Origin of the sequence: Cryobacterium sandaracinum (genome assembly GCF_004403415.1) — a bacterium.
In the GTDB taxonomy this organism is placed as follows: domain Bacteria; phylum Actinomycetota; class Actinomycetes; order Actinomycetales; family Microbacteriaceae; genus Cryobacterium; species Cryobacterium sandaracinum.
Map to the genome: position 1 here is coordinate 38,777 of NZ_SOGO01000031.1, position 18,085 is coordinate 56,861.

Annotated in this window: 14 protein-coding genes; 6 read left to right on the top strand and 8 right to left on the bottom strand. The window is 67.8% G+C overall.

What is annotated here, in order from left to right; translation table 11 throughout:
* Positions 1-90 precede the first annotated feature (90 nt).
* Together rpmA and rplU are read right to left on the bottom strand one after the other, a co-directional pair.
* A complete protein-coding gene (rpmA, locus tag E3T25_RS10590; protein ID WP_104169636.1) occupies positions 91-348 on the bottom strand; it encodes a 50S ribosomal protein L27 in 258 nt (85 codons plus the stop codon).
* A 19-nt stretch (positions 349-367) separates the two neighbouring features.
* On the bottom strand, positions 368-676 hold the full coding sequence (gene rplU, locus E3T25_RS10595) for a 50S ribosomal protein L21 (protein WP_104103412.1): 309 nt from the start codon (positions 674-676) through the stop codon (positions 368-370).
* 191 nt (positions 677-867) lie between these two features.
* Between rplU and E3T25_RS10600 the strand changes: the two genes are divergently transcribed.
* Complete coding sequence (locus E3T25_RS10600; protein ID WP_104103409.1) at positions 868-1,158, top strand: DUF4031 domain-containing protein; 291 nt, start codon at positions 868-870, stop codon at positions 1,156-1,158.
* A gap of 121 nt (positions 1,159-1,279) precedes the next feature.
* On the opposite strand, the gene E3T25_RS10605 is transcribed toward E3T25_RS10600, so the two are convergent.
* Complete coding sequence (locus E3T25_RS10605; protein ID WP_134374274.1) at positions 1,280-4,063, bottom strand: Rne/Rng family ribonuclease; 2,784 nt, start codon at positions 4,061-4,063, stop codon at positions 1,280-1,282.
* Between the two features lie 279 nt (positions 4,064-4,342).
* On the opposite strand from E3T25_RS10605, the gene E3T25_RS10610 reads away from it, so the two are divergent.
* Entirely contained in the window at positions 4,343-4,942 is a 600-nt protein-coding gene (locus tag E3T25_RS10610) for a vitamin K epoxide reductase family protein (RefSeq protein WP_241973036.1), read from the top strand.
* A gap of 580 nt (positions 4,943-5,522) precedes the next feature.
* On the opposite strand, the gene E3T25_RS10615 is transcribed toward E3T25_RS10610, so the two are convergent.
* From E3T25_RS10615 to ileS, 5 genes are all read right to left on the bottom strand, one after another.
* A complete protein-coding gene (locus E3T25_RS10615) occupies positions 5,523-6,431 on the bottom strand; it encodes a cytochrome b/b6 domain-containing protein (RefSeq protein ID WP_134343139.1) in 909 nt (302 codons plus the stop codon).
* 180 nt (positions 6,432-6,611) lie between these two features.
* Positions 6,612-7,034, bottom strand: a complete 423-nt coding sequence (ndk, locus tag E3T25_RS10620) for a nucleoside-diphosphate kinase (protein ID WP_104103399.1) — start codon at positions 7,032-7,034, stop codon at positions 6,612-6,614.
* Entirely contained in the window at positions 7,031-7,408 is a 378-nt protein-coding gene (locus E3T25_RS10625) for a DUF4233 domain-containing protein (RefSeq protein WP_158250313.1), read from the bottom strand. The genes ndk and E3T25_RS10625 overlap by 4 nt, the downstream gene beginning before the upstream one ends.
* Positions 7,405-8,832, bottom strand: coding sequence for a bifunctional folylpolyglutamate synthase/dihydrofolate synthase (locus tag E3T25_RS10630; protein ID WP_134374178.1), 1,428 nt, complete (start codon positions 8,830-8,832; stop codon positions 7,405-7,407). The genes E3T25_RS10625 and E3T25_RS10630 overlap by 4 nt, the downstream gene beginning before the upstream one ends.
* Positions 8,825-12,298 carry an isoleucine--tRNA ligase gene (gene ileS, locus E3T25_RS10635; protein WP_134374180.1) on the bottom strand — a complete coding sequence of 1,158 codons (3,474 nt, stop codon included), beginning with the start codon at positions 12,296-12,298 and terminating at the stop codon, positions 8,825-8,827. The genes E3T25_RS10630 and ileS overlap by 8 nt, the downstream gene beginning before the upstream one ends.
* Before the next feature lie 451 nt (positions 12,299-12,749).
* On the opposite strand from ileS, the gene E3T25_RS10640 reads away from it, so the two are divergent.
* Genes E3T25_RS10640 through E3T25_RS10655 form a run of 4 tightly spaced genes read left to right on the top strand, consistent with a single transcriptional unit; the run spans position 12,750 to position 17,993 of the window.
* Positions 12,750-14,405, top strand: a complete 1,656-nt coding sequence (locus tag E3T25_RS10640; protein ID WP_134374182.1) for an ABC transporter substrate-binding protein — start codon at positions 12,750-12,752, stop codon at positions 14,403-14,405.
* Entirely contained in the window at positions 14,393-15,337 is a 945-nt protein-coding gene (locus tag E3T25_RS10645) for an ABC transporter permease (protein WP_255409047.1), read from the top strand. The genes E3T25_RS10640 and E3T25_RS10645 overlap by 13 nt, the downstream gene beginning before the upstream one ends.
* A complete protein-coding gene (locus E3T25_RS10650) occupies positions 15,334-16,215 on the top strand; it encodes an ABC transporter permease (RefSeq protein ID WP_104103383.1) in 882 nt (293 codons plus the stop codon). The genes E3T25_RS10645 and E3T25_RS10650 overlap by 4 nt, the downstream gene beginning before the upstream one ends.
* Positions 16,212-17,993: a dipeptide ABC transporter ATP-binding protein gene (locus E3T25_RS10655; RefSeq protein ID WP_241980803.1), complete on the top strand. Its 1,782-nt coding sequence runs from the start codon at positions 16,212-16,214 to the stop codon at positions 17,991-17,993. The genes E3T25_RS10650 and E3T25_RS10655 overlap by 4 nt, the downstream gene beginning before the upstream one ends.
* The last annotated feature ends 92 nt before the right edge of the window (positions 17,994-18,085 follow it).

Genomic DNA, 18,085 nt, shown 5'->3' on the forward strand with positions numbered 1-18,085 from the left:
CATTGGTGCTATGCATCTTGTCGTGCGGGTGCCGTGAAACACGCAAAGGGCGAGCCGAAGCCCGCCCTCACGCTTACCGATGTGAAATGCCTAAGCGGCAGCCACCACGATGTTGACGACCTTGCGGCCGCCCTTGGCGCCGAACTCAACCGAGCCGGGCTCGAGAGCGAAGAGCGTGTCGTCGCCACCACGGCCGACGTTGACGCCGGGGTGGAAGTGGGTGCCGCGCTGACGGACGATGATCTCGCCCGCGCTGACAACCTGACCGCCGAAGCGCTTCACGCCGAGGCGCTGGGCGTTGGAGTCGCGACCGTTGCGAGTGGAACTCGCGCCTTTTTTATGTGCCATCTGTTCTGCTCCTCAGGGCCTAGGCGATGCCGGTAACCTGAACGCGAGTGAGCTCCTGACGGTGCCCCTGACGCTTCTTGTACCCGGTCTTGTTCTTGAACTTCTGGATGACGATCTTCGGACCGCGGAGATCGTTCAAAACCTCGGCCGTGACCGTTATCTTGGCCAGTGACTGGGAGTCAGAGGTGATCGTGTCGCCGTCGACGAGAAGCACTGCGGCCAGCTCGACGTTGCCGTCCTTATTGGCTTTGATTCGGTCCATCGTGACGATGGTCCCGACCTCTACCTTTTCCTGCCGCCCACCGGCGCGCACAACTGCGTAAACCACGTTACGTACCTATCTCTGGGGAGCCGTGAGGCCCCGTGATGGAAAGTTACTGCCTTAAACACGCCAAGTCGGCCCGTCGCTCTCAGAAAACCACGGTGATCGCGGGGGCAAAGGCCCGTCGCACACCAAAAGTCAACGTTAGCCGATCCTGCTGCGACGGTCAAACCGAGGCCGGATCATAGAATCGGGTAATGACCGTCTTGATCGACAAGCCGATGTGGCCCGCGCATGGCACCGTCTGGTCCCATCTTGTCAGCGATTCGTCACTGGCCGAACTGCACGCTTTCGCGGCCCGCAACGGAATCCCCCGCCGCGGCTTCGACCTGGACCACTACGACGTACCCGCCCACCGCTATGACGCCCTCGTGGCCTCGGGGGCGCATCCGGTGGACAATCGGGAACTGGTTCTCCGGCTCCGCGCAAGCGGCCTGCGTGTGCGCGGGCGGGACCGATCGGGCAGCGGCTCTCTCCCAGAGTCCTGATCGGGGCCCGAAGCGCTGCCTCGCCGGTTGAAAGAGATCGGGAGACCGGCGACGCCCAGCCCCGTGGGCTGTGCGCCGCCGGTCTCCCGATCGACTCGATTCGTTCCTGCAGGGATTCTCGTTACTGCTGGGAATCCGGGGCCGTGGTCATGATCGGCTGGGCCGACCCGGTGGATCCGCCGGCCGTCGTCACCCGCCGGCTGCGCGAACGCCCCTGGCCCGGCTGCTTGGGCTCGGGCAGGGCGTCCAGCACCGAGTCCAGCAGCTGGTCGGTGACCTGCTTGCTGACCGTGCGGCGGCTACGGGAGGACTTCTTGACCGGGATGTCCAGGATGGCGACGGGCTCGTCGTCGTCGGGCGCTGCGGCCTCGTGCGCGGCAGGCGCCTCGACCGGGGTCTGCTGCGCGTCCTGCACCGGGGTTTCCGGGGTCACGATGGGCGCTGCGTCCCGCTGGCGGGGCGTGGAGGACGCCCTACGGCTGCGGCGTGCCGACGGTGCAGACGTCTCGGCCGCGACTGCCTCATTCACGGCCTCCTCGATCGGGTTGGCCTCGTCGGCCGGGTTGACTGATGCGGCGGTCGCCGCGTCGACAGATGACCCGTCGGCTGAGGCCGCGGGGGCGGCCGCCTTCTCCGCGGGAACCGATTCCGGCATCGCCTCAGGCGGGGCAATGATCGGGATCGAGCCGGTCAGGGCGCGCGGGATGGTGCGGGCGGCGATCAGGGCGAGGGCGTGCTTGGCATCCTCGGTGATGCCGTGGGTGCCGTGTCCGGACTTGCCGGCATCGGCCTGAGACGCGTGCACGGCTGCGGAGTTGGTACCGTTTCCGTTTCCGTTTCCGTTTCCGCCGCGGTGCCCGTTGTCGCCGCCGGAATTGGTGCCCGACTTGCTGCGCGGGCGACGCTCCATGGCCGGCTGAGCCGTCTGGCGGTGCTTGAGCACCGGGTCGTGGTGGATGACGATGCCTCGGCCGGCGCAGGCTTCACAGTTCTCGCTAAATGATTCCAGGAGTCCGAGACCGAGCTTTTTGCGGGTCATCTGCACAAGCCCGAGCGAGGTGACCTCGGCGACCTGATGCTTGGTGCGGTCGCGGCTCAGGCATTCGAGCATGCGGCGCAGCACGAGGTCGCGGTTGGTTTCGAGGACCATGTCAATGAAGTCGACGACGATGATGCCGCCGATGTCGCGCAGACGCAGCTGGCGAACGATCTCTTCGGCAGCCTCGAGGTTGTTCTTCGTGACGGTCTCCTCGAGGTTTCCACCAGAGCCGACGAACTTGCCGGTGTTGACATCGACGACGGTCATGGCCTCGGTGCGGTCGATCACGAGGGAGCCACCGGACGGTAGCCAGACCTTGCGGTCGAGGGCCTTCTCGATCTGCTCCGAAATGCGGTGCTCGTCGAAGGCGTCGTTCTCGCCCTCGTAGCGCTCCACGCGCTCCACCAGGTCCGGTGCGACCTGGCGCAGGTAGGCCTCGATGACCTCCCGGGATTCCTCGCCGGAGATGACCATCTTCTGAAAGTCCTCGTTGAAGACATCCCGCACGATCTTGATCAGAAGGTCCGGTTCGCTGTGCAGCAGGGCCGGTGCCTGCACCGTGTCGACCTGCTTGGCGATGGACGCCCACTGCGAGGTGAGCCGGTTGACGTCGAGCGTGAGCTGCTCGTCGGTGGCACCCTCGGCCGCGGTGCGCACGATGACTCCCACGTTCTCGGGCAGAACCTCCTTGAGGATCTTCTTCAAGCGCGCCCGCTCGGTGTCGGGCAACTTGCGGCTGATCCCGTTCATCGAGCCGTTCGGCACGTAGACGAGGTAGCGGCCGGGCAGTGACACCTGGCTGGTGAGTCGCGCACCCTTGTGCCCGATCGGGTCCTTCGTGACCTGCACGAGCACCTTGTCGCCCGGCTTGAGCGCGAGCTCGATGCGCCGAGCCTGGCTGCTGTTGCCGGAGTTCTCGGCGGCAGCCTCCCAGTCGACCTCACCCGAGTACAGCACGGCGTTGCGGCCGCGTCCGATGTCGACGAAGGCTGCTTCCATGCTCGGCAGCACGTTCTGCACCTTGCCCAGGTAGACGTTTCCGATCAGCGAGGCATCCTGATTCTTGGCGACGTAGTGCTCGACCAGCACACCGTCTTCCAGCACCCCGATCTGAATCTTGTTCTGCTTGGCCCGCACGACCATGACCCGGTCGACGGATTCGCGGCGGGCGAGGAACTCGGCCTCGGTGATCACCGGGCGACGGCGCCCGGCATCGCGGCCGTCACGGCGGCGCTGCTTCTTGGCCTCGAGGCGGGTCGACCCCTTGATCCGCTGGGGTTCGGTGATGAGTTCGGGTTCGCGGGGCGTACGCACGCGAACAACGGTGTTCGCGGGGTCGTCGGATCCGGACCGGTTCTCGTCGCCGGTGCGCCGACGGGCGCGACGACGAACGGTCGACGACTCGTCGCCCTCGTCGTCATGGTCCTGACGGATGTCCTGGCCGGTGTCCTGGCGCTGGTCCTGGCGCGCGGTGTCGCGGCGCGCTCCGGTGCGGGCCGGTTGCGGCACGATGACCGGGGCCTGGAACACCAGCGAGGTGGACGGGCGGCGAACCACATCGGCGGTCGGGGTGGGCGGCGGCGTCGGTTCCACGGCAGCGTCCTGTTCTGAGTCGGGGGTTTCGCCGAACGGAGCGGCGGCTGCCGGCTCGGTCACGGCGTCGTCGGTGTGGACGCGGGGTGTCTGCGCTGCTGAAAGCGGCTCGCGCGTCGCCGCAGCGACGTTCTGTGCGGCGTCATTGTGCTGCGCACTGTTGTTCTCAGGCGCGGCCTCCGGAACGGCCACCGGGGTGGCAGCCCTCCGCGAGGTGCGGCGGGTGCCGAATAAACCCTTGCGTTTTTTGATGTTTTCGTTGTCTTCCACCATCACTGGCGCGCTCCTTGACCAGTGTGGGCGACCGCGCCACCCATCCGGCTACTCTCTCGTGCGAGGATCACGCTTGCGCGAAACCCTCGGAAATCCTCGTCGTTCGCAACCGGCTCTTGGCTCTGGCTGCTAATACCTTTGGTCGTGGGACCAATGAATCTGGGCCTTTACGGCCCATTAAGACTTGTATGGCGTCAACTTGAGCGCGGCCCAAGCGACTGTTCCGATTATCGCATGCATTCTCAGGAACACATGCGAGGCACATGACATAATCCAAACGTGCCCCACAACCCGCCCGTCAAGCGCCCCATCGGGCTCGCCATCTTCTTCATCATCGGTGGTTTGATCGCCCTCACCGCGGCTTTCCTCCTGACCGTCGACAAGTTCGCGATCCTCGAGGACCCGCAGGCCCAGCTTTCCTGCAACTTCAGTGTGCTGGTGGGCTGCAGCACCAACCTGGGATCGTGGCAGGGTGCCATCCTCGGTTTCCCCAACCCGGTGATCGGCTTGATGGCCTGGCCGGTCGTCATCGCGATCGGCGCCGCGATCCTGGCCGGGGCGCGGTTAGCCCGCTGGTTCTGGATCGCGCTGAACGTGGGCGTCACCGGCGCCCTCGCGTTCGTGATCTGGCTGATGGCGCAGAGCTTCTTCGAGCTCGACGTGCTCTGCCCGTGGTGCATGGTGACCTGGACGGTCACGATCCCAATGTTCCTAGCCGTGACGCTGCACAACCTCACGTCGGGCAACCTCCCAGCGGGGCCGCGCGTGCGGCGCCTGGCATCCGTCGCCTCCTCCTGGATCATTGTGATCACGATCGTCTGCTATCTGATCGCCGCCGTCATCGCCCAGGTCGAGATGGACTTCCTGAACCGCCTGTAATGGCGACCCTGCCCCCGTCCGGTTGAGACCCGGTGGTCGAGCTCCGGTGACGTGGCGGCCGGAGGTTGCCGCTCCGGGCATCCGTTGCGGTTGCTAACCTCGGAAATTTTTGCGACACGCCGCTCACGGCGCCACAACCGGCGTTTCCCGAAAATCTCCGCTTTTATGCGACGACGGATGCGTGCTGCGCGCCCCGCGACGGCTGTTCCCTTTCCACCACAATACGCGTTTGATCAGGTTATCCACAGGGCGCTGACAGGTGCCGATCTGGGGCATGGAATGTCAGTGGCTGCCCGTAGCGTTTGTCTCATGAAGTCCTCATACAGTGAGCAGCTAGAACGCCTGGGTCGTCACTTCGACGCCATCCGGGAGACCCAGGCGGACGCCGCCCTGGGTCGACGCCCACCTGGCCGAACAGGTCGATCAGGCCCGCCGGTTCGCCGAAGCCCTGGCCCGCGACGCGGCCCAGGCAGCCGTAGACAAGGCCAGGGAGGGACCCCGGCCGAGGGGGGAAGGGGGGGTACACAACCACCGGGTTTCGACCGGCAGAGCCATCGGCCGGCTCAGCCAGCACCGCGGCTCAGCGCGTGGTTACGGTTCCGCCGAGAGAGGCGACCGCCCGCAGCAGTCGGGGACCCTCGGCGACCCAGGCCACGAGCATCACGACCAGGGATGCGGCGAAGATCCAGAATCCGGTCCAGCCGTCGTCGCTCTGCGCCGCGTACATGTGGTTCAGGTTGCGCAGGGCACCGGTGGCGAACACCAGCGTGACGTGGATCACGATGAATGCAAGGAAAAAGACCATCACGCCCACGTGCACGGCCCTGGTCGGGCGCAGCGGGATCAGTTCTCCAAGCCGGCGCGACGTGCAGAGCGGTGACAGACGGATGCCCGAGACCAAGGCGAGCGGCGCGGCCACGAACACGATGCTGAAGTAGCTCAGAGTTTGTAGCGCGTTGTAGTTCACCCAGCCGTCGGTGATCGGCCAGTCCAGTGAGGCGTACTGGAGGGCGGCCGAGAGTGCGTTCGGAATGATGTCCCAGCTGACCGGCACGATGCGCACCCACTGACCGGTGACGAACAGCAGCACGTAGAAGACGATCCCGTTGAGTACCCAAAGGGCATCCACCGCGAGGTGCAGCCAGAGGTTGATGCCCAACCGGCGGGGGGCACGTCGGGTTCGAAAAAGGCCGGTGTTGCGCCGGGTCCAGAACATGCTCGGGCGCCCGGCCGTGCGGATCTGCCAACCCGAACGCACGATGAAGAGCAGGAAGAAAACATTCAGGCCGTGCTGCCACGCCAGCCACGCGGGGAAGCCGACGGGGGCCCACGACGGCAACGGCGAGGCCCCCGGGAAGTCGACCAGGAACTCCTGCGCCATCGGCAGGGAACGGATGCCCCGGGCGGCGAGCACGACGGCGACCAGCAGGATGATCGCCAGCGGGATTGCCCAGACCAGATTGAACCAGGGGTTCCGGGCATGCGGCATGGTGAGGCTTTCTAGTCAGACGAATCAAAGAGGATGTCGGCACATGCTCAGCGGGGCTCTGCCATCATCGGCCATTCTGCGACAGCGGTGCGCTTGGTGCACAAAGCAACGACATCTGGTACCGACGAGAACAGCCGCCTCCAAGCATCCGGTCAGTGGCTGTTCCCCGGTCGGTACGGGTCAGTCGAACCAGAGGGCCAGTTCGCGGTCGGCCGACTCGGGCGAGTCGGAGCCGTGCACGAGGTTCTGCTGCTCCTTGGTGCCCCAGTCTCGGCCGAAGTCGCCGCGGATGGTGCCGGGAGCCGCGGTGGTCGGGTCGGTTGTGCCGGCCAGGGAGCGGAAGCCCTCGATCACGCGTTCGCCGGCGATGCGCAGCACGAGGATCGGACCGCTTTCCATGAACTCCACGAGAGGTTCGAAGAACGGCTTGCCCTGGTGCTCGGCGTAATGCTCGGCCAGCAGGGACCTGTCGGCCTGCACGAGCTTCGCGTCGACGAGGGAGTACCCCTTCTGCTCAATGCGACGCAGGATCTCGCCGGAGAGGTTGCGGGCAACGCCATCCGGTTTGACCAATACGAGCGTTTCCTGGACCTGGGTGCTCATGAGTTCTCCTTCTCGTTGTTCTCGTTGTTGGGAAAGTTCTGGTTCTGGTTGTCGATCCGGGAGCCGGCGATCATGCAGTACGTCCACATGGCGGCGAACATGCCGCCGACGAAGAACATGGCCGGATTGAGGAAGCCGGCGGCCACCATGATCAGCTGGAGGATCCAGCCGACCACGTAGGCCCACTCGTAACGGAGCAGCGCGAGCACGGCGACCATGGCCAGCCCCAGCACGGCTCCGCCGCCGAGGGCGAGCCACGGCGGCAACGCCTGCAGACCGAAGATCACCAGGGCGGCGAGGGCAACCACGATGACCTCGAAGCCGAGCACGATCGTCGCGAGCGTGCGCTTCACCGAGCGGGGAGCGGACGTCATTTCGCCAGCCATTCCCGTGCGTCGGCCAGAATGATGGCTTCGCCGACGAGGGTGATCGACCCGGTCACGATCACAGCCCGCTTGGGCGACTCGAGGGCCCAGTCCCTGGCGGAGTCGAGGGCCTGCGCGAGGTCGTCGAACCGGACGGTTGTCTCCTCGCTGCCGAGGTCGGCGATCAGATCGGCGAGGTCGTCGACGCCGATCGCGCGCTCGGACTGCGACTGTGTGACGTGGAACCGCACCACCTTGGACTGCAGCGCGGTGATGATGCCGGTCGCATCCTTGTCGGTGAGGATGCCCACCACGGCCACAATCTCGTCGAAGTCGAAGTAGTCGGCCAGTGCAGTGCTGAGGGCGGCCGCTCCGTGCGGATTGTGCGCGGCATCCACCAGGACGGTCGGTGCGATTCCGATCAGTTGCAGGCGTCCGGGCGAGGTGACCTGCGCGAGGCCCTCCTCGACCAGGTCATGCGAGAGCGCCGTGGTGCCGGCCCCGAGGAAGGACTCGACGGCGGCGATCGCGACGGCCGCATTCTGCGCCTGGTGCGTGCCGTACAGCGGCAGGAACAGGTCCGAGTAGGTGCCGGCGAGGCCGCGCACCGAGATGAGCTGCCCGCCCACGGCGACCTGGTTTTTGAGCAGGACGAAATCCTCGCCCTCACTGGCCAGGGTCGATTCGGTCAGCTCGGCGGCCCGCTCGAGTTCGGCCTGCGCCGCCTCGCCCTGCCGGGCGGAGACCACGGCGGCGGACGGCTTGATGATGCCGGCCTTGGTGCGGGCGATCTCGGCGATCGTGTTGCCGAGGCGGAGCGTGTGGTCGAGGGCGATGGGCGTGAACACGGCCACCTGCCCGTCGGCGACGTTGGTGGAATCCCACTCGCCGCCCATGCCGACCTCGATCACGGCGACGTCGACGGGGGCGTCGGCGAAGCAGGCGAAGGCCAGCACGGTGAGCGCCTCGAAGAAGGTGAGCACGTCGTCGCCTGCCGCCTCGAGCTCCGCGTCGACCATGGCCAGGAAGGGTTCGATGTCGGCCCAGTTCGCGGCCAGGGCCTCATCGGTGATGAACTCCCCGTCGATCACGATGCGCTCGTTGAGCCGCACCAGGTGCGGGCTCGTCATCAGTCCGGTGCGCAGCCCGTAGGCGCGCACGATGCTCTCGGTGATGCGGCTCGTGCTGGTCTTGCCGTTGGTGCCGGTGATATGGATCACCGGGTAGACGGTCTGAGGGTCACCCAGCAGTTCGAGCGCCCGCCGGGTCGGGGCCAGACGCGGCTTCGGCGCACCCTCGCCCACGCGGGCGAGGAGGGCGGCGAAGACGGCGTCCCCGGCCTCACGGCCGGCGTCGGAGGACTGGCGCGGCCTCTTCGATCCGGGCTCCTTCGATCCGGGCTTCTTCGATCCGGGCTTCTTGGGTTCAGACATGGACGAGTCCGTTCTCTCGGGCGACGGCGACCAGGACGGTCCCCCGGTTGGCATAGTGACCAGCCTCGTAAAGCACGTAGTGCTCGACGGGGAAGCCGACCAGGCTCTGCAGCCATTCGGACGGCAGACCGTGCGCCAGGCTGTCATCGGACACCTCGGTGGCCACATGGGTGGCGAACCGGAGGGTCAGGGTCTCCGCAGCGACGTCGACGCCGGCCGCAAGGGCGAAGGTCGCGGCGTCCTCGGCGGAGTAGAAGACGAGGTCGAGACGGATGCGGTCGCTCACTTCGAATCCGGCCGACTTGCGGGTGTCCTGCACGGCGCGGATCAGGTCGCGGGCGAAGCCCTCCGCCTCGAGTTCCGGGGTGGTCTGCGTCTCCAGCAGCACGAAACCGCCGCCCGCCAGGAGCGCCAGAGCCGGGGCATCCGCCGCCGTGTCGTCAGCGACGGCGGAACCGTCGGCCGGACCGGTCTGCAGCACGAGTTCGTACTCCCCCGCGGCGAGCGGGGTACCGCCGGCGGTGACTACGCCGTCGGTTTCGCTCCAGTCGCCGGCGCGGGCGGCCTTGATGACCTGCTGCACCTGCTTGCCGAGTCGCGGGCCGGCTGCCCGGGCGTTCACGGTGAGCCGGGAGGTGATGCCGTAGGCGCTCGCGCTGTCGTCGGCCAGTTCGACCAAACGCACGCTCTTCACATTCAGCTCGTCGCGCAGGATGCCCTCGAACGGGGCCAGGGCCGCCGTGTCGGTGGTGACCACGGTCAGAGTGGCCAGCGGCAGACGCACGCGCAGCCCGGACTGCTTGCGCAGTGACAGCACGGTGGAGCTGATGGTGCGCACCTGGTCCATCGCGGTGACGAGAACGGCATCGGCCGGGAACAATTCGGCGTCGGGCCAGTCGGTCAGGTGCACGCTGCGACCGCCGGTGAGGCCCTGCCAGATACGCTCGGTGACGAGCGGGAGCATCGGGGCGGCCACCCGCGTCACCGTTTCGAGCACGGTGTAGAGCGTGTCGAAAGCCTCGTTTCCGGTGGATGAGACCGTCGAGACCGAGACAGAGGCCCCGGCGCCGGCCCAGAACCGGTCGCGCGAGCGGCGAACGTACCAGTTGGTGAGCACGTCGGCGAAGTCCCGGATTCGAGCGGTCGCCTGGGTGCTGTCGAGGTTCTCGAGGTCGGCAGTGACCTCCACGATCAGATCGCGGGTCTTGGCCAGCAGGTAGCGGTCGAGCACGTCGGTCGAGTCGGTGCGCCAGGTGGCGTCGTAGCCGTTCTCGCCGGACGCGTTGGCGTAGAGGGAGAAGAAGTACCAGGTGCTCCAGAGCGGGAGCATAACCTGGCGGGTACCCTCGCGGATGCCCTCCTCGGTGACGATCAGGTTGCCACCGCGCAGCACGGAGGAGCTCATCAGGAACCAACGCATGGCATCCGAGCCGTCCCGGTCGAACACCTCGTTCACGTCGGGATAGTTGCGCAGCGACTTGGACATCTTCTGGCCGTCGTTGCCGAGCACGATGCCGTGGCTGACCACGTTCTTGAAGGCCGGACGGTCGAACAGGGCGGTGGAGAGCGTGTGCAGCATGTAGAACCAGCCGCGGGTCTGGCCGATGTACTCCACGATGAAGTCGGCCGGGTTGTGGCTGTCGAACCAGTCGGCGTTCTCGAACGGGTAGTGCACCTGCGCGAACGGCATCGAGCCGGAGTCGAACCAGACGTCGAGCACATCCGTGATGCGCCGCATGGTGGACCGCCCGGTGGGGTCGTCGGGGTTGGGTCGGGTGAGCGCGTCGATATAGGGGCGGTGAAGGTCGGTGGGGCGCACGCCGAAGTCCGCCTCGAGCTCGTCGAGCGAGCCGTAGACGTCGACGCGCGGATAGTCGGGATTGTCGCTCTTCCAGACTGGGATGGGCGAACCCCAGTACCGGTTGCGGCTGATCGACCAGTCGCGGGCGTTGCCGATCCACTTGCCGAACTGGCCGTCCTTGACGTTCTCCGGCACCCAATTGATGTCCTGGTTCAGGTCCACCAGACGCTCGCGGAAGTCCGTGACGCGCACGAACCAGCTCGACACGGCCTTGTAGATCAGCGGGTTGCGGCAGCGCCAGCAGTGCGGGTAGGAGTGCTCGTAGCTGGCCTGGCGCAGCAGGCGCCCCTCATTCTTGATCAGCTGGGTGAGCGGCTTGTTCGCGTCGCTCCAGAGCTGGCCGGCGACCTCGGGCACGTCGGAGAGGAACTTGCCGCCCGCGTCGAGGGAGATGATCACCGGGATGCCGGCGGCCATGGAGATCTTCTGGTCCTCCTCGCCGTAGGCGGGCGCCTGGTGCACGATGCCGGTTCCGTCGGCGGTGGTGACGTAGTCGGCCACGACGACGGTCCAGGCGTTCTCGGTGCCCCAGACCGCGGTGTCGGCGTAGTAGTCGAAGAGGCGGTCGTAGCTGACGCCCTCCAGGGCGCTGCCGAGAACCGTGCGGGAGATCGCCGCGGTCGCCTCTGCCGCCGAGTCGTAGCCGAGGTCCTTGGCGTAGTTGCCGACCAGGTCGATCGCGATCAGGTATTCGGCGCCGAAAACCTCGGTGGTTGCGACGCATGCCGCGGCATCCGCCCCGGAAACGGCCTCCCGCAGCACGGTGGCGTCCGGGGTGCCGTTCGGCCCGGCCGGCACGACGGCATAGACGATCTCCGGGCCCACGGCGAGCGCCAGGTTCGTCGGGAGGGTCCAGGGGGTGGTCGTCCAGGCCAGGGCGCGCACGGCGGTCAGCCCGAGGGCTTCGGCCTTGGCGCCGACCAGCGGGAAGGTGACCGTGACGGTCTGGTCCTGGCGCATCTTGTAGACGTCGTCGTCCATGCGCAGTTCGTGGTTGGACAGCGGTGTCTGGTCGCGCCAACAGTACGGCAGCACCCGGTAGCCCTCGTAGGCCAGGCCCTTGTCGTGCAGGCGCTTAAAGGCCCAGATCACGGACTCCATGAAGGTGATGTCGAGCGTCTTGTAGTCGTTCTCGAAGTCGACCCAGCGCGCCTGGCGGGTGACGTACTCCTCCCACACCTTGGTGTACTTGAGCACGGAGCTGCGGGCGACGGCGTTGAAGGCCCCGATGCCCATCTTCTCGATCTCGCTCTTGTCGGTGATGCCGAGCTCGCGTTCGGCTTCGAGCTCGGCCGGCAAGCCGTGCGTGTCCCAGCCGAACCGGCGGTGCACCTGCTTGCCGCGCATGGTCTGGAAGCGCGGGAAGAGGTCCTTCGCGTACCCGGTCAGCAGGTGGCCGTAGTGCGGCAGCCCGTTGGCGAACGGCGGGCCGTCATAGAAGACCCACTCGGGGGCATCCGCACGGTTGTCGATCGACGCCTGGAAGGTGCCGTCGGCTTTCCAGAACGCGAGCACCTCGGTTTCGATCTGGGGAAAGTTCGGTGAGGGCACGATGCCGCCGGGTTGGGCGGGAGAAGCGGACTGCTGGCCTTTGGGGTACGTCATGTCTCTCCTGGACGAGTCGGGCAGGTTGTGTCATTCACAGATCTGCCCCTGTTCCACGAGGACGCCGACTCCGAACGGGATTCGCCGCGGTACCACCTCGCTTGTCTCCCGGAGCCGAGGCTTCGGAAAACCGCTTGTTCTGAGGCTGTGACGGGCCCGACCCGTTCGGTTCTACTGAGAACCACCGCGAGGGTGGTTGCCGTTCTTCCGAAGACTCACCGGTGATAGCCGGATCACAGTCCTACTTGAAAAGTCTACCCTGCGCCTACCCCCGGGTGTACAGCGCGCGGTGCCCGCACACGTCTGCTCAGCGAACAGCTCTCCTGTGTTCTACGATGGTCGTCAATCATTTTATTTGTGGACCCCGTCCAACACGTGCCCGAGGCCCCTAATCTTGCGGGTCCAGCAGGTGCACACTCGGCCCATCGGGCGCCGCGGAAAGAGACCCATAATGCACACTTCGGGGTACACCCATCGCACAGCGCGCACCCTGACCGGGCTGGTCGGCCTCGCCGCCACCGGCATCCTGCTCACCGGCTGCGCCACCGCTGAGTCCCCCGAAGCCACCCGGCCTCTCACCGGCGGCACGTTGACCTACGCATCCGGCGACGCCGAGCCCACCTGCCTGGACCCGCACGTGGGCGGCAACTACCCGCAGGCCCTGGTCAGCACGCAGTACCTTGAGTCGCTTGTGTCCCGCAACGCGGACGGTGAGATCATCCCCTGGCTGGCAGATTCGTGGACCGAGAGCGCCGACGGGCTGGCCTGGGACTTCACGCTCGCCGCCGGCGTGAGTTTCACCGACGGCACCCCGCTCGACGCCGCCGCCGTGCAGGCGAATATCGCGCACATCCAAGACCCGGAAACGGCCTCGTCGACCGGCTACCTCGCTCTGGGGAAGGTCACCGGCACCGACGCGGTCTCCACCAACGTTGTGCGCCTTACGCTCAGCGAACCCGACAGCGCCCTGCTCGAATCCCTGTCACAGCCGTGGCTGGCGATCGAATCGCCCACCGCGCTGGCCCGGAGCCAGGACGAGAACTGCGCCTCCCCGGTCGGCACCGGCCCCTTCCAGGTCGAGAAGTGGGTACAGCAGGAATCGATCACCCTGGTGCGGAACGAGAAGTACAACTCCCCGCCCGCGGATGCCGCGCACACCGGGCCTGCCTACCTCGACTCCATCGTCTGGCGCTTCATCCCCGACTCCGCGTCCCGCTACGCGGCTCTGCAGTCCGGCGACGCCGACGTGATCGACAACGCCCAGCCCGACACCATCGTGCAGGCCGAGAAGAGCGACACCATCGTGCACCTCGACGCCCCTCGCCCGGGTGCCTCGAACCGAATCGAACTGAACTCCGGCCGCGCGCCCTTCAACGACCCGCTCGTGCGGGAGGCGTTCATCCGCTCGGCGAATGTCGACGACGCCGTCACCAGCCTCTTCCGGGGCACGGCCGAGCGCTCCTACTCCGCCCTCTCCAGCGTCGAACCCCTCGCCGTGTCGGGCCCGGACCTGTTCGCGTACGACCCTGAGGCTGCCTCGGACCTCCTCGATTCCGCCGGCTGGACCGAGCGTGATTCCAACGGTTACCGGGTGAAAGACGGCGTGCGCCTCACGGTCGACTTCCCGGTGAGTACGAACCAGTCCATTCCGGCGGAGCAGTCCCTGTTCGAGCAGATCCAGGCCACCGCGAAGAAGACCGGCTTCGAGGTTCTGCTCAGCCCGATGGACCTCTCCAGTTGGTACACCGCGCTGGGCGAGAACGACTACGACGCCGTCAGCGCGCCGTACACGAAGGTCGGACCCGACGTTCTGCGCATCCTCTTCCACTCCGACGGGATCACCCCGGCACCCAGCGGCTACTTCGCCAATCACGCCCAGGTGAACGACCCGGCCATCGACGCCCTACTCACCCAGGCCGGCCAGGTGACGGATGCCGATGAACGCGCCGCCCTCTACGCCGACGCGCAGAACCAGGTGCTCGCGGGCTTCTACATCCTGCCGCTCTTCGACCAGCAGAACCACTACCTGCTCGGCACCGATGTGGTGGGCGCGCGGGCGCTGCCGACCGTGTCGACGCCCACGTTCTACGATGCGTGGCTGAAGTAGCGCGGGCAGCCCGGGTCGTCCTGGCCCGCCTGGGAGGGGCGGTGCTGGTGCTCTGGATGGTGGCCACGCTCACCTTTTTCGCCATCCGTCTGATTCCCGGAGACCCGGCCGAGGCCATCCTGGGTGGCCCCGGCTCGCAGACCTCCCCGGAGGCGCTCGCCGCGGTGCGGGCGGAATACGGGCTCGACCAGCCCGTGCTCGTGCAGTACCTGGCACAGTTGGCTCGCCTGGCCACCGGGGATCTTGGCCGCTCCTACTCACTGGACCAGGACGTCGCCCCGCTCCTGGTCGGCCAGCTCGGCGGCACCCTGCTGCTGGCCGTGCTCGCCCTCGCTGTGGCCTGGCTGCTCGCCCTCGGGCTGGCCACCTGGTCGACCCGCGGCGGGCGCGTCGCCTGGTACCTGGGCTCCGGTCTGGAGATCGTGGCTGCCGCGCTCCCTCACTTCTGGCTCGCGACAGCGCTGATCGTGTTGTTCAGCGTCTGGCTGGGCTGGCTGCCGCCGATCAGTACCTCCGGGGTTTCCGGGCTGGTGCTGCCGGTGCTCACCCTCGCCGTGCCGCTGGCCGGGTTCCTTGGCCAGATCATGCGGGAGTCCCTGCTCACCGCGCTGGAATCCCCATTCGTGCTCTCCGCCCGCGCCCGGGGCGAGAGCGAACGCGGGGTGCGCTGGGTGCACGTGATCCGGCACGCGTCACTGCCAGCGATCAGCCTCTCCGGCTGGGCATTCGGCTCCCTGATCAGCGGGGCAGTGGTGGTCGAGACCATCTTCGCCCGGCCGGGCCTCGGCCGCACGCTTCTGAACGCGGTGACCGTGCGCGACGTGCCGGTCGTGGTTGGTGCTGTGCTGATCGTGGCCGTCGGGTACATCCTGATGACCCTGTTCACCGATTTGGCCCAGCGCATCGCCGACCCGAGGCTGCGGGCACGATGAGCGACCTCGAGATCCAGGCCGGGCTGGGCCGGTCGCCGCGCACCGGCGCGCCCCAGTCGCCGCGCGCGCCCCGCATTCGCCGGTTCGGCGTGGCCGAGGTCCTGGCGGGCCTGTTCGCGCTGTTCCTGGTCACGGCGGCATTGTTCCCCGCGCTCGTAGCGCCCGGCGACCCGCTCGGGATCGACCCGCTGTCCGCGTTTCAGACCCCCTCACCCGCGCACTGGTTCGGCACCGACGAGTCCGGCCGGGACATCTATACCCGGGTCAGCCACGGCACCGGCAGCTCCCTGCTGATCGGCACCCTCGCCACCGTGATCGGCCTCGGCCTGGGCCTCGTGCTCGGCACCCTGGCCGGTATGCTCGGCCCGGTCGTGGACTTCACCGTGAACCGGTTCCTCGAGGTGCTGTTCGCGTTCCCCGGCCTGCTGCTGGCCCTGCTCTTCATCCTGATCTTCGGGCCGGGCGTTGCCACGGCGACCATCGCCGTGGGCCTGGCGACCGCTCCCGGCTACGCCCGCATCATCCGCGGCCAGCTCTTGTCGGTGCGGTCATCGGCCTTCGTCGAGGCGGCGACCGTGCTCGGGCGCAGCCCCGTCCAGATCCTGATGCGCCACATCCTGCCGAACACGCTCGCGCCGCTGTTCGTGCTCGGCACCCTCGGCATCGGTCAGGCCATCGTCTGGGCGTCGGCGCTGAGCTACCTCGGCCTGGGCTCGGCGCCGCCCGCCGCGGAGTGGGGCGCGATGCTCTCCGCCGGGCGCACCTACATCGGCTCGGCCTGGTGGATGAGCTTCTTCCCCGGGCTGTTCATCGTGCTGACGGCGGTGTCTGCCACGGCGCTCGGTCGCGGCATCGAGCGACGGGTGAGGCGCGCGTGAGTGACGAGAGCGGCGTGGGCGCTTCGGTGGGCGCGCCAGGCGAGGGTGACGGCGGGGTTGCCCCGGCCGTGCGGGTGCAGAACCTCGTCGTGGGCTTCGGACCGCAAAATGATACCGACCCGGTGCTGAACGGCGTCTCGTTCGAGGTGGCCCCCGGGGAATGCCTGGCCCTGGTGGGAGAGTCAGGCTCGGGCAAGAGCGTCACCGCGCGCAGCCTGCTCGGCCTGGCCGGCGACAACGCCTGGGTGCGCGCCGACGAGCTGAGCCTCGCAGGCAACGACGTGCGCGGACTCTCCGAGCAGAGCTGGCGCCGGCGGCGCGGCCGCGACGTGGGCCTGGTGCTGCAGGATGCCTTGGTGTCGCTGGACCCGCTGCGCCCGGTGGGCCGGGAGATCGCCGACTCGCTGCGACTGCACACCCGCCTCGGTGCAGCGGCGCGCCACGCCCGGGTGCTCGAGGTGCTGGCCCGGGTGGGCCTGTCCGACGCCGGCAACTCTGTGCGGAAGCGCGCGGGCGAACTCTCCGGCGGCCAGCGCCAGCGCGCCCTGATCGCGGCCGCGATCGCCCTGGACCCGCCACTGCTGATCGCCGACGAGCCCACGACGGCGCTCGACGTCACGGTGCAGGCACAAATCCTGGAGCTGCTGACGGGTCTGAAACGCGCCGGCACCGGCATCCTGCTGATCAGCCACGACCTGGCCGTCGTCGGCCGCATCGCCGACCGGATCGCTGTGCTGAGCGAGGGACGGATCGTGGAACAGGGACCGGCGCACGCGATTCTGACCCGGCCGGAGCATCCGGTCACCCGGCAGATGCTCGCCGCGATCCCGGTCGACAAGCCGCGCGGGCTGCGCCTCAGCCCGCGGGCCGCGGCCCCGGTGTCGCCCGCCGCCGCGCCCTTTCTCGCTCTCTCAGATCGTGCCGACCCTGTCGCTCCCCGCAACACGGTGCTGGAGGCCACCGGCCTGGTCAAGCGCTTCACCCGGCCCGACGGCACCGAGCAGCTCGCGGTCGACGGGGTCTCGTTCCGGCTCGAACGCGGCACGACGCTCGGCATCGTCGGCGAGTCCGGCTCCGGCAAAACAACGACGGCCCGCCTCGCGCTGGCGCTGACCCGGCCGGACGCCGGCGAGGTGCGGGTGCTCGGGCAGCCGTTCAGCGCCGCCTCGGAGAAGGAACGGCGGCTCCTGCGGCCCCGGCTTGGTGCGGTCTATCAGGATGCGCTCAGCTCCTTCGACCCGCGGCTGAGCGTCGAGCAGGTGCTCCGGGACGCGGTCGGCGGCGGGCGCACCGGGCGCGGCGCGGCATCCGCCTCGGCTGCCACTGCTGCCACTGCCGCCACTGCCGCCACTGCGGCCACTGCCTCGGCTGCCGACCGGCTGCGCGTGCTGGCGCTGCTCGACGCGGTGGGTCTGCCGCAGGGGCTGCTTGGCCGGCGGCCGCTGTCCCTCTCCGGCGGGCAGCGGCAGCGGGTGAGCATCGCCCGGGCGCTGGCGTCGGGGCCGCAGATCCTGATCTGCGACGAGCCCGTGTCGTCCCTCGACGTGACCGTGCAGGCCCAGGTGCTCGACCTCCTCGACGAGCTGCAGCGGAACCTGGGCCTCAGCCTGCTGTTCATCTCCCACGACCTCGGGGTGATCCAGCACGTCAGCGACCAGGTCGCCGTAATGCTGGACGGCCGTATCGTCGAAACCGGCGCAACGGCCCGGGTCTTCGCCGCGCCGGAGCATCCGTACACGCAGACCCTGCTCGGCGCGGTCCCCCGGATCAGGTTCTGACCCTCGAGCAACTCCGTACCGAACGAATTCGACGGAGATTTTGCCCGAAACGCCTTGTTTAAACCTGGCAACCGGCTCCCAGAGCAAAATCT

Excerpts from the sequence above, each read along its gene's own strand:
- E3T25_RS10640 (WP_134374182.1), top strand. The coding sequence starts at position 12,750 with ATGCACACTTCGGGGTACACCCATCGCACAGCGCGCACCCTGACCGGG.
- E3T25_RS10615 (WP_134343139.1), bottom strand. The coding sequence starts at position 6,431 with ATGCCGCATGCCCGGAACCCCTGGTTCAATCTGGTCTGGGCAATCCCG.
- E3T25_RS10630 (WP_134374178.1), bottom strand. The coding sequence starts at position 8,832 with ATGTCTGAACCCAAGAAGCCCGGATCGAAGAAGCCCGGATCGAAGGAG.
- E3T25_RS10605 (WP_134374274.1), bottom strand. The coding sequence starts at position 4,063 with ATGGTGGAAGACAACGAAAACATCAAAAAACGCAAGGGTTTATTCGGC.
- E3T25_RS10650 (WP_104103383.1), top strand. The coding sequence starts at position 15,334 with ATGAGCGACCTCGAGATCCAGGCCGGGCTGGGCCGGTCGCCGCGCACC.
- ndk (WP_104103399.1), bottom strand. The coding sequence starts at position 7,034 with ATGAGCACCCAGGTCCAGGAAACGCTCGTATTGGTCAAACCGGATGGC.
- rpmA (WP_104169636.1), bottom strand. The coding sequence starts at position 348 with ATGGCACATAAAAAAGGCGCGAGTTCCACTCGCAACGGTCGCGACTCC.
- E3T25_RS10600 (WP_104103409.1), top strand. The coding sequence starts at position 868 with ATGACCGTCTTGATCGACAAGCCGATGTGGCCCGCGCATGGCACCGTC.
- ileS (WP_134374180.1), bottom strand. The coding sequence starts at position 12,298 with ATGACGTACCCCAAAGGCCAGCAGTCCGCTTCTCCCGCCCAACCCGGC.
- E3T25_RS10625 (WP_158250313.1), bottom strand. The coding sequence starts at position 7,408 with ATGACGTCCGCTCCCCGCTCGGTGAAGCGCACGCTCGCGACGATCGTG.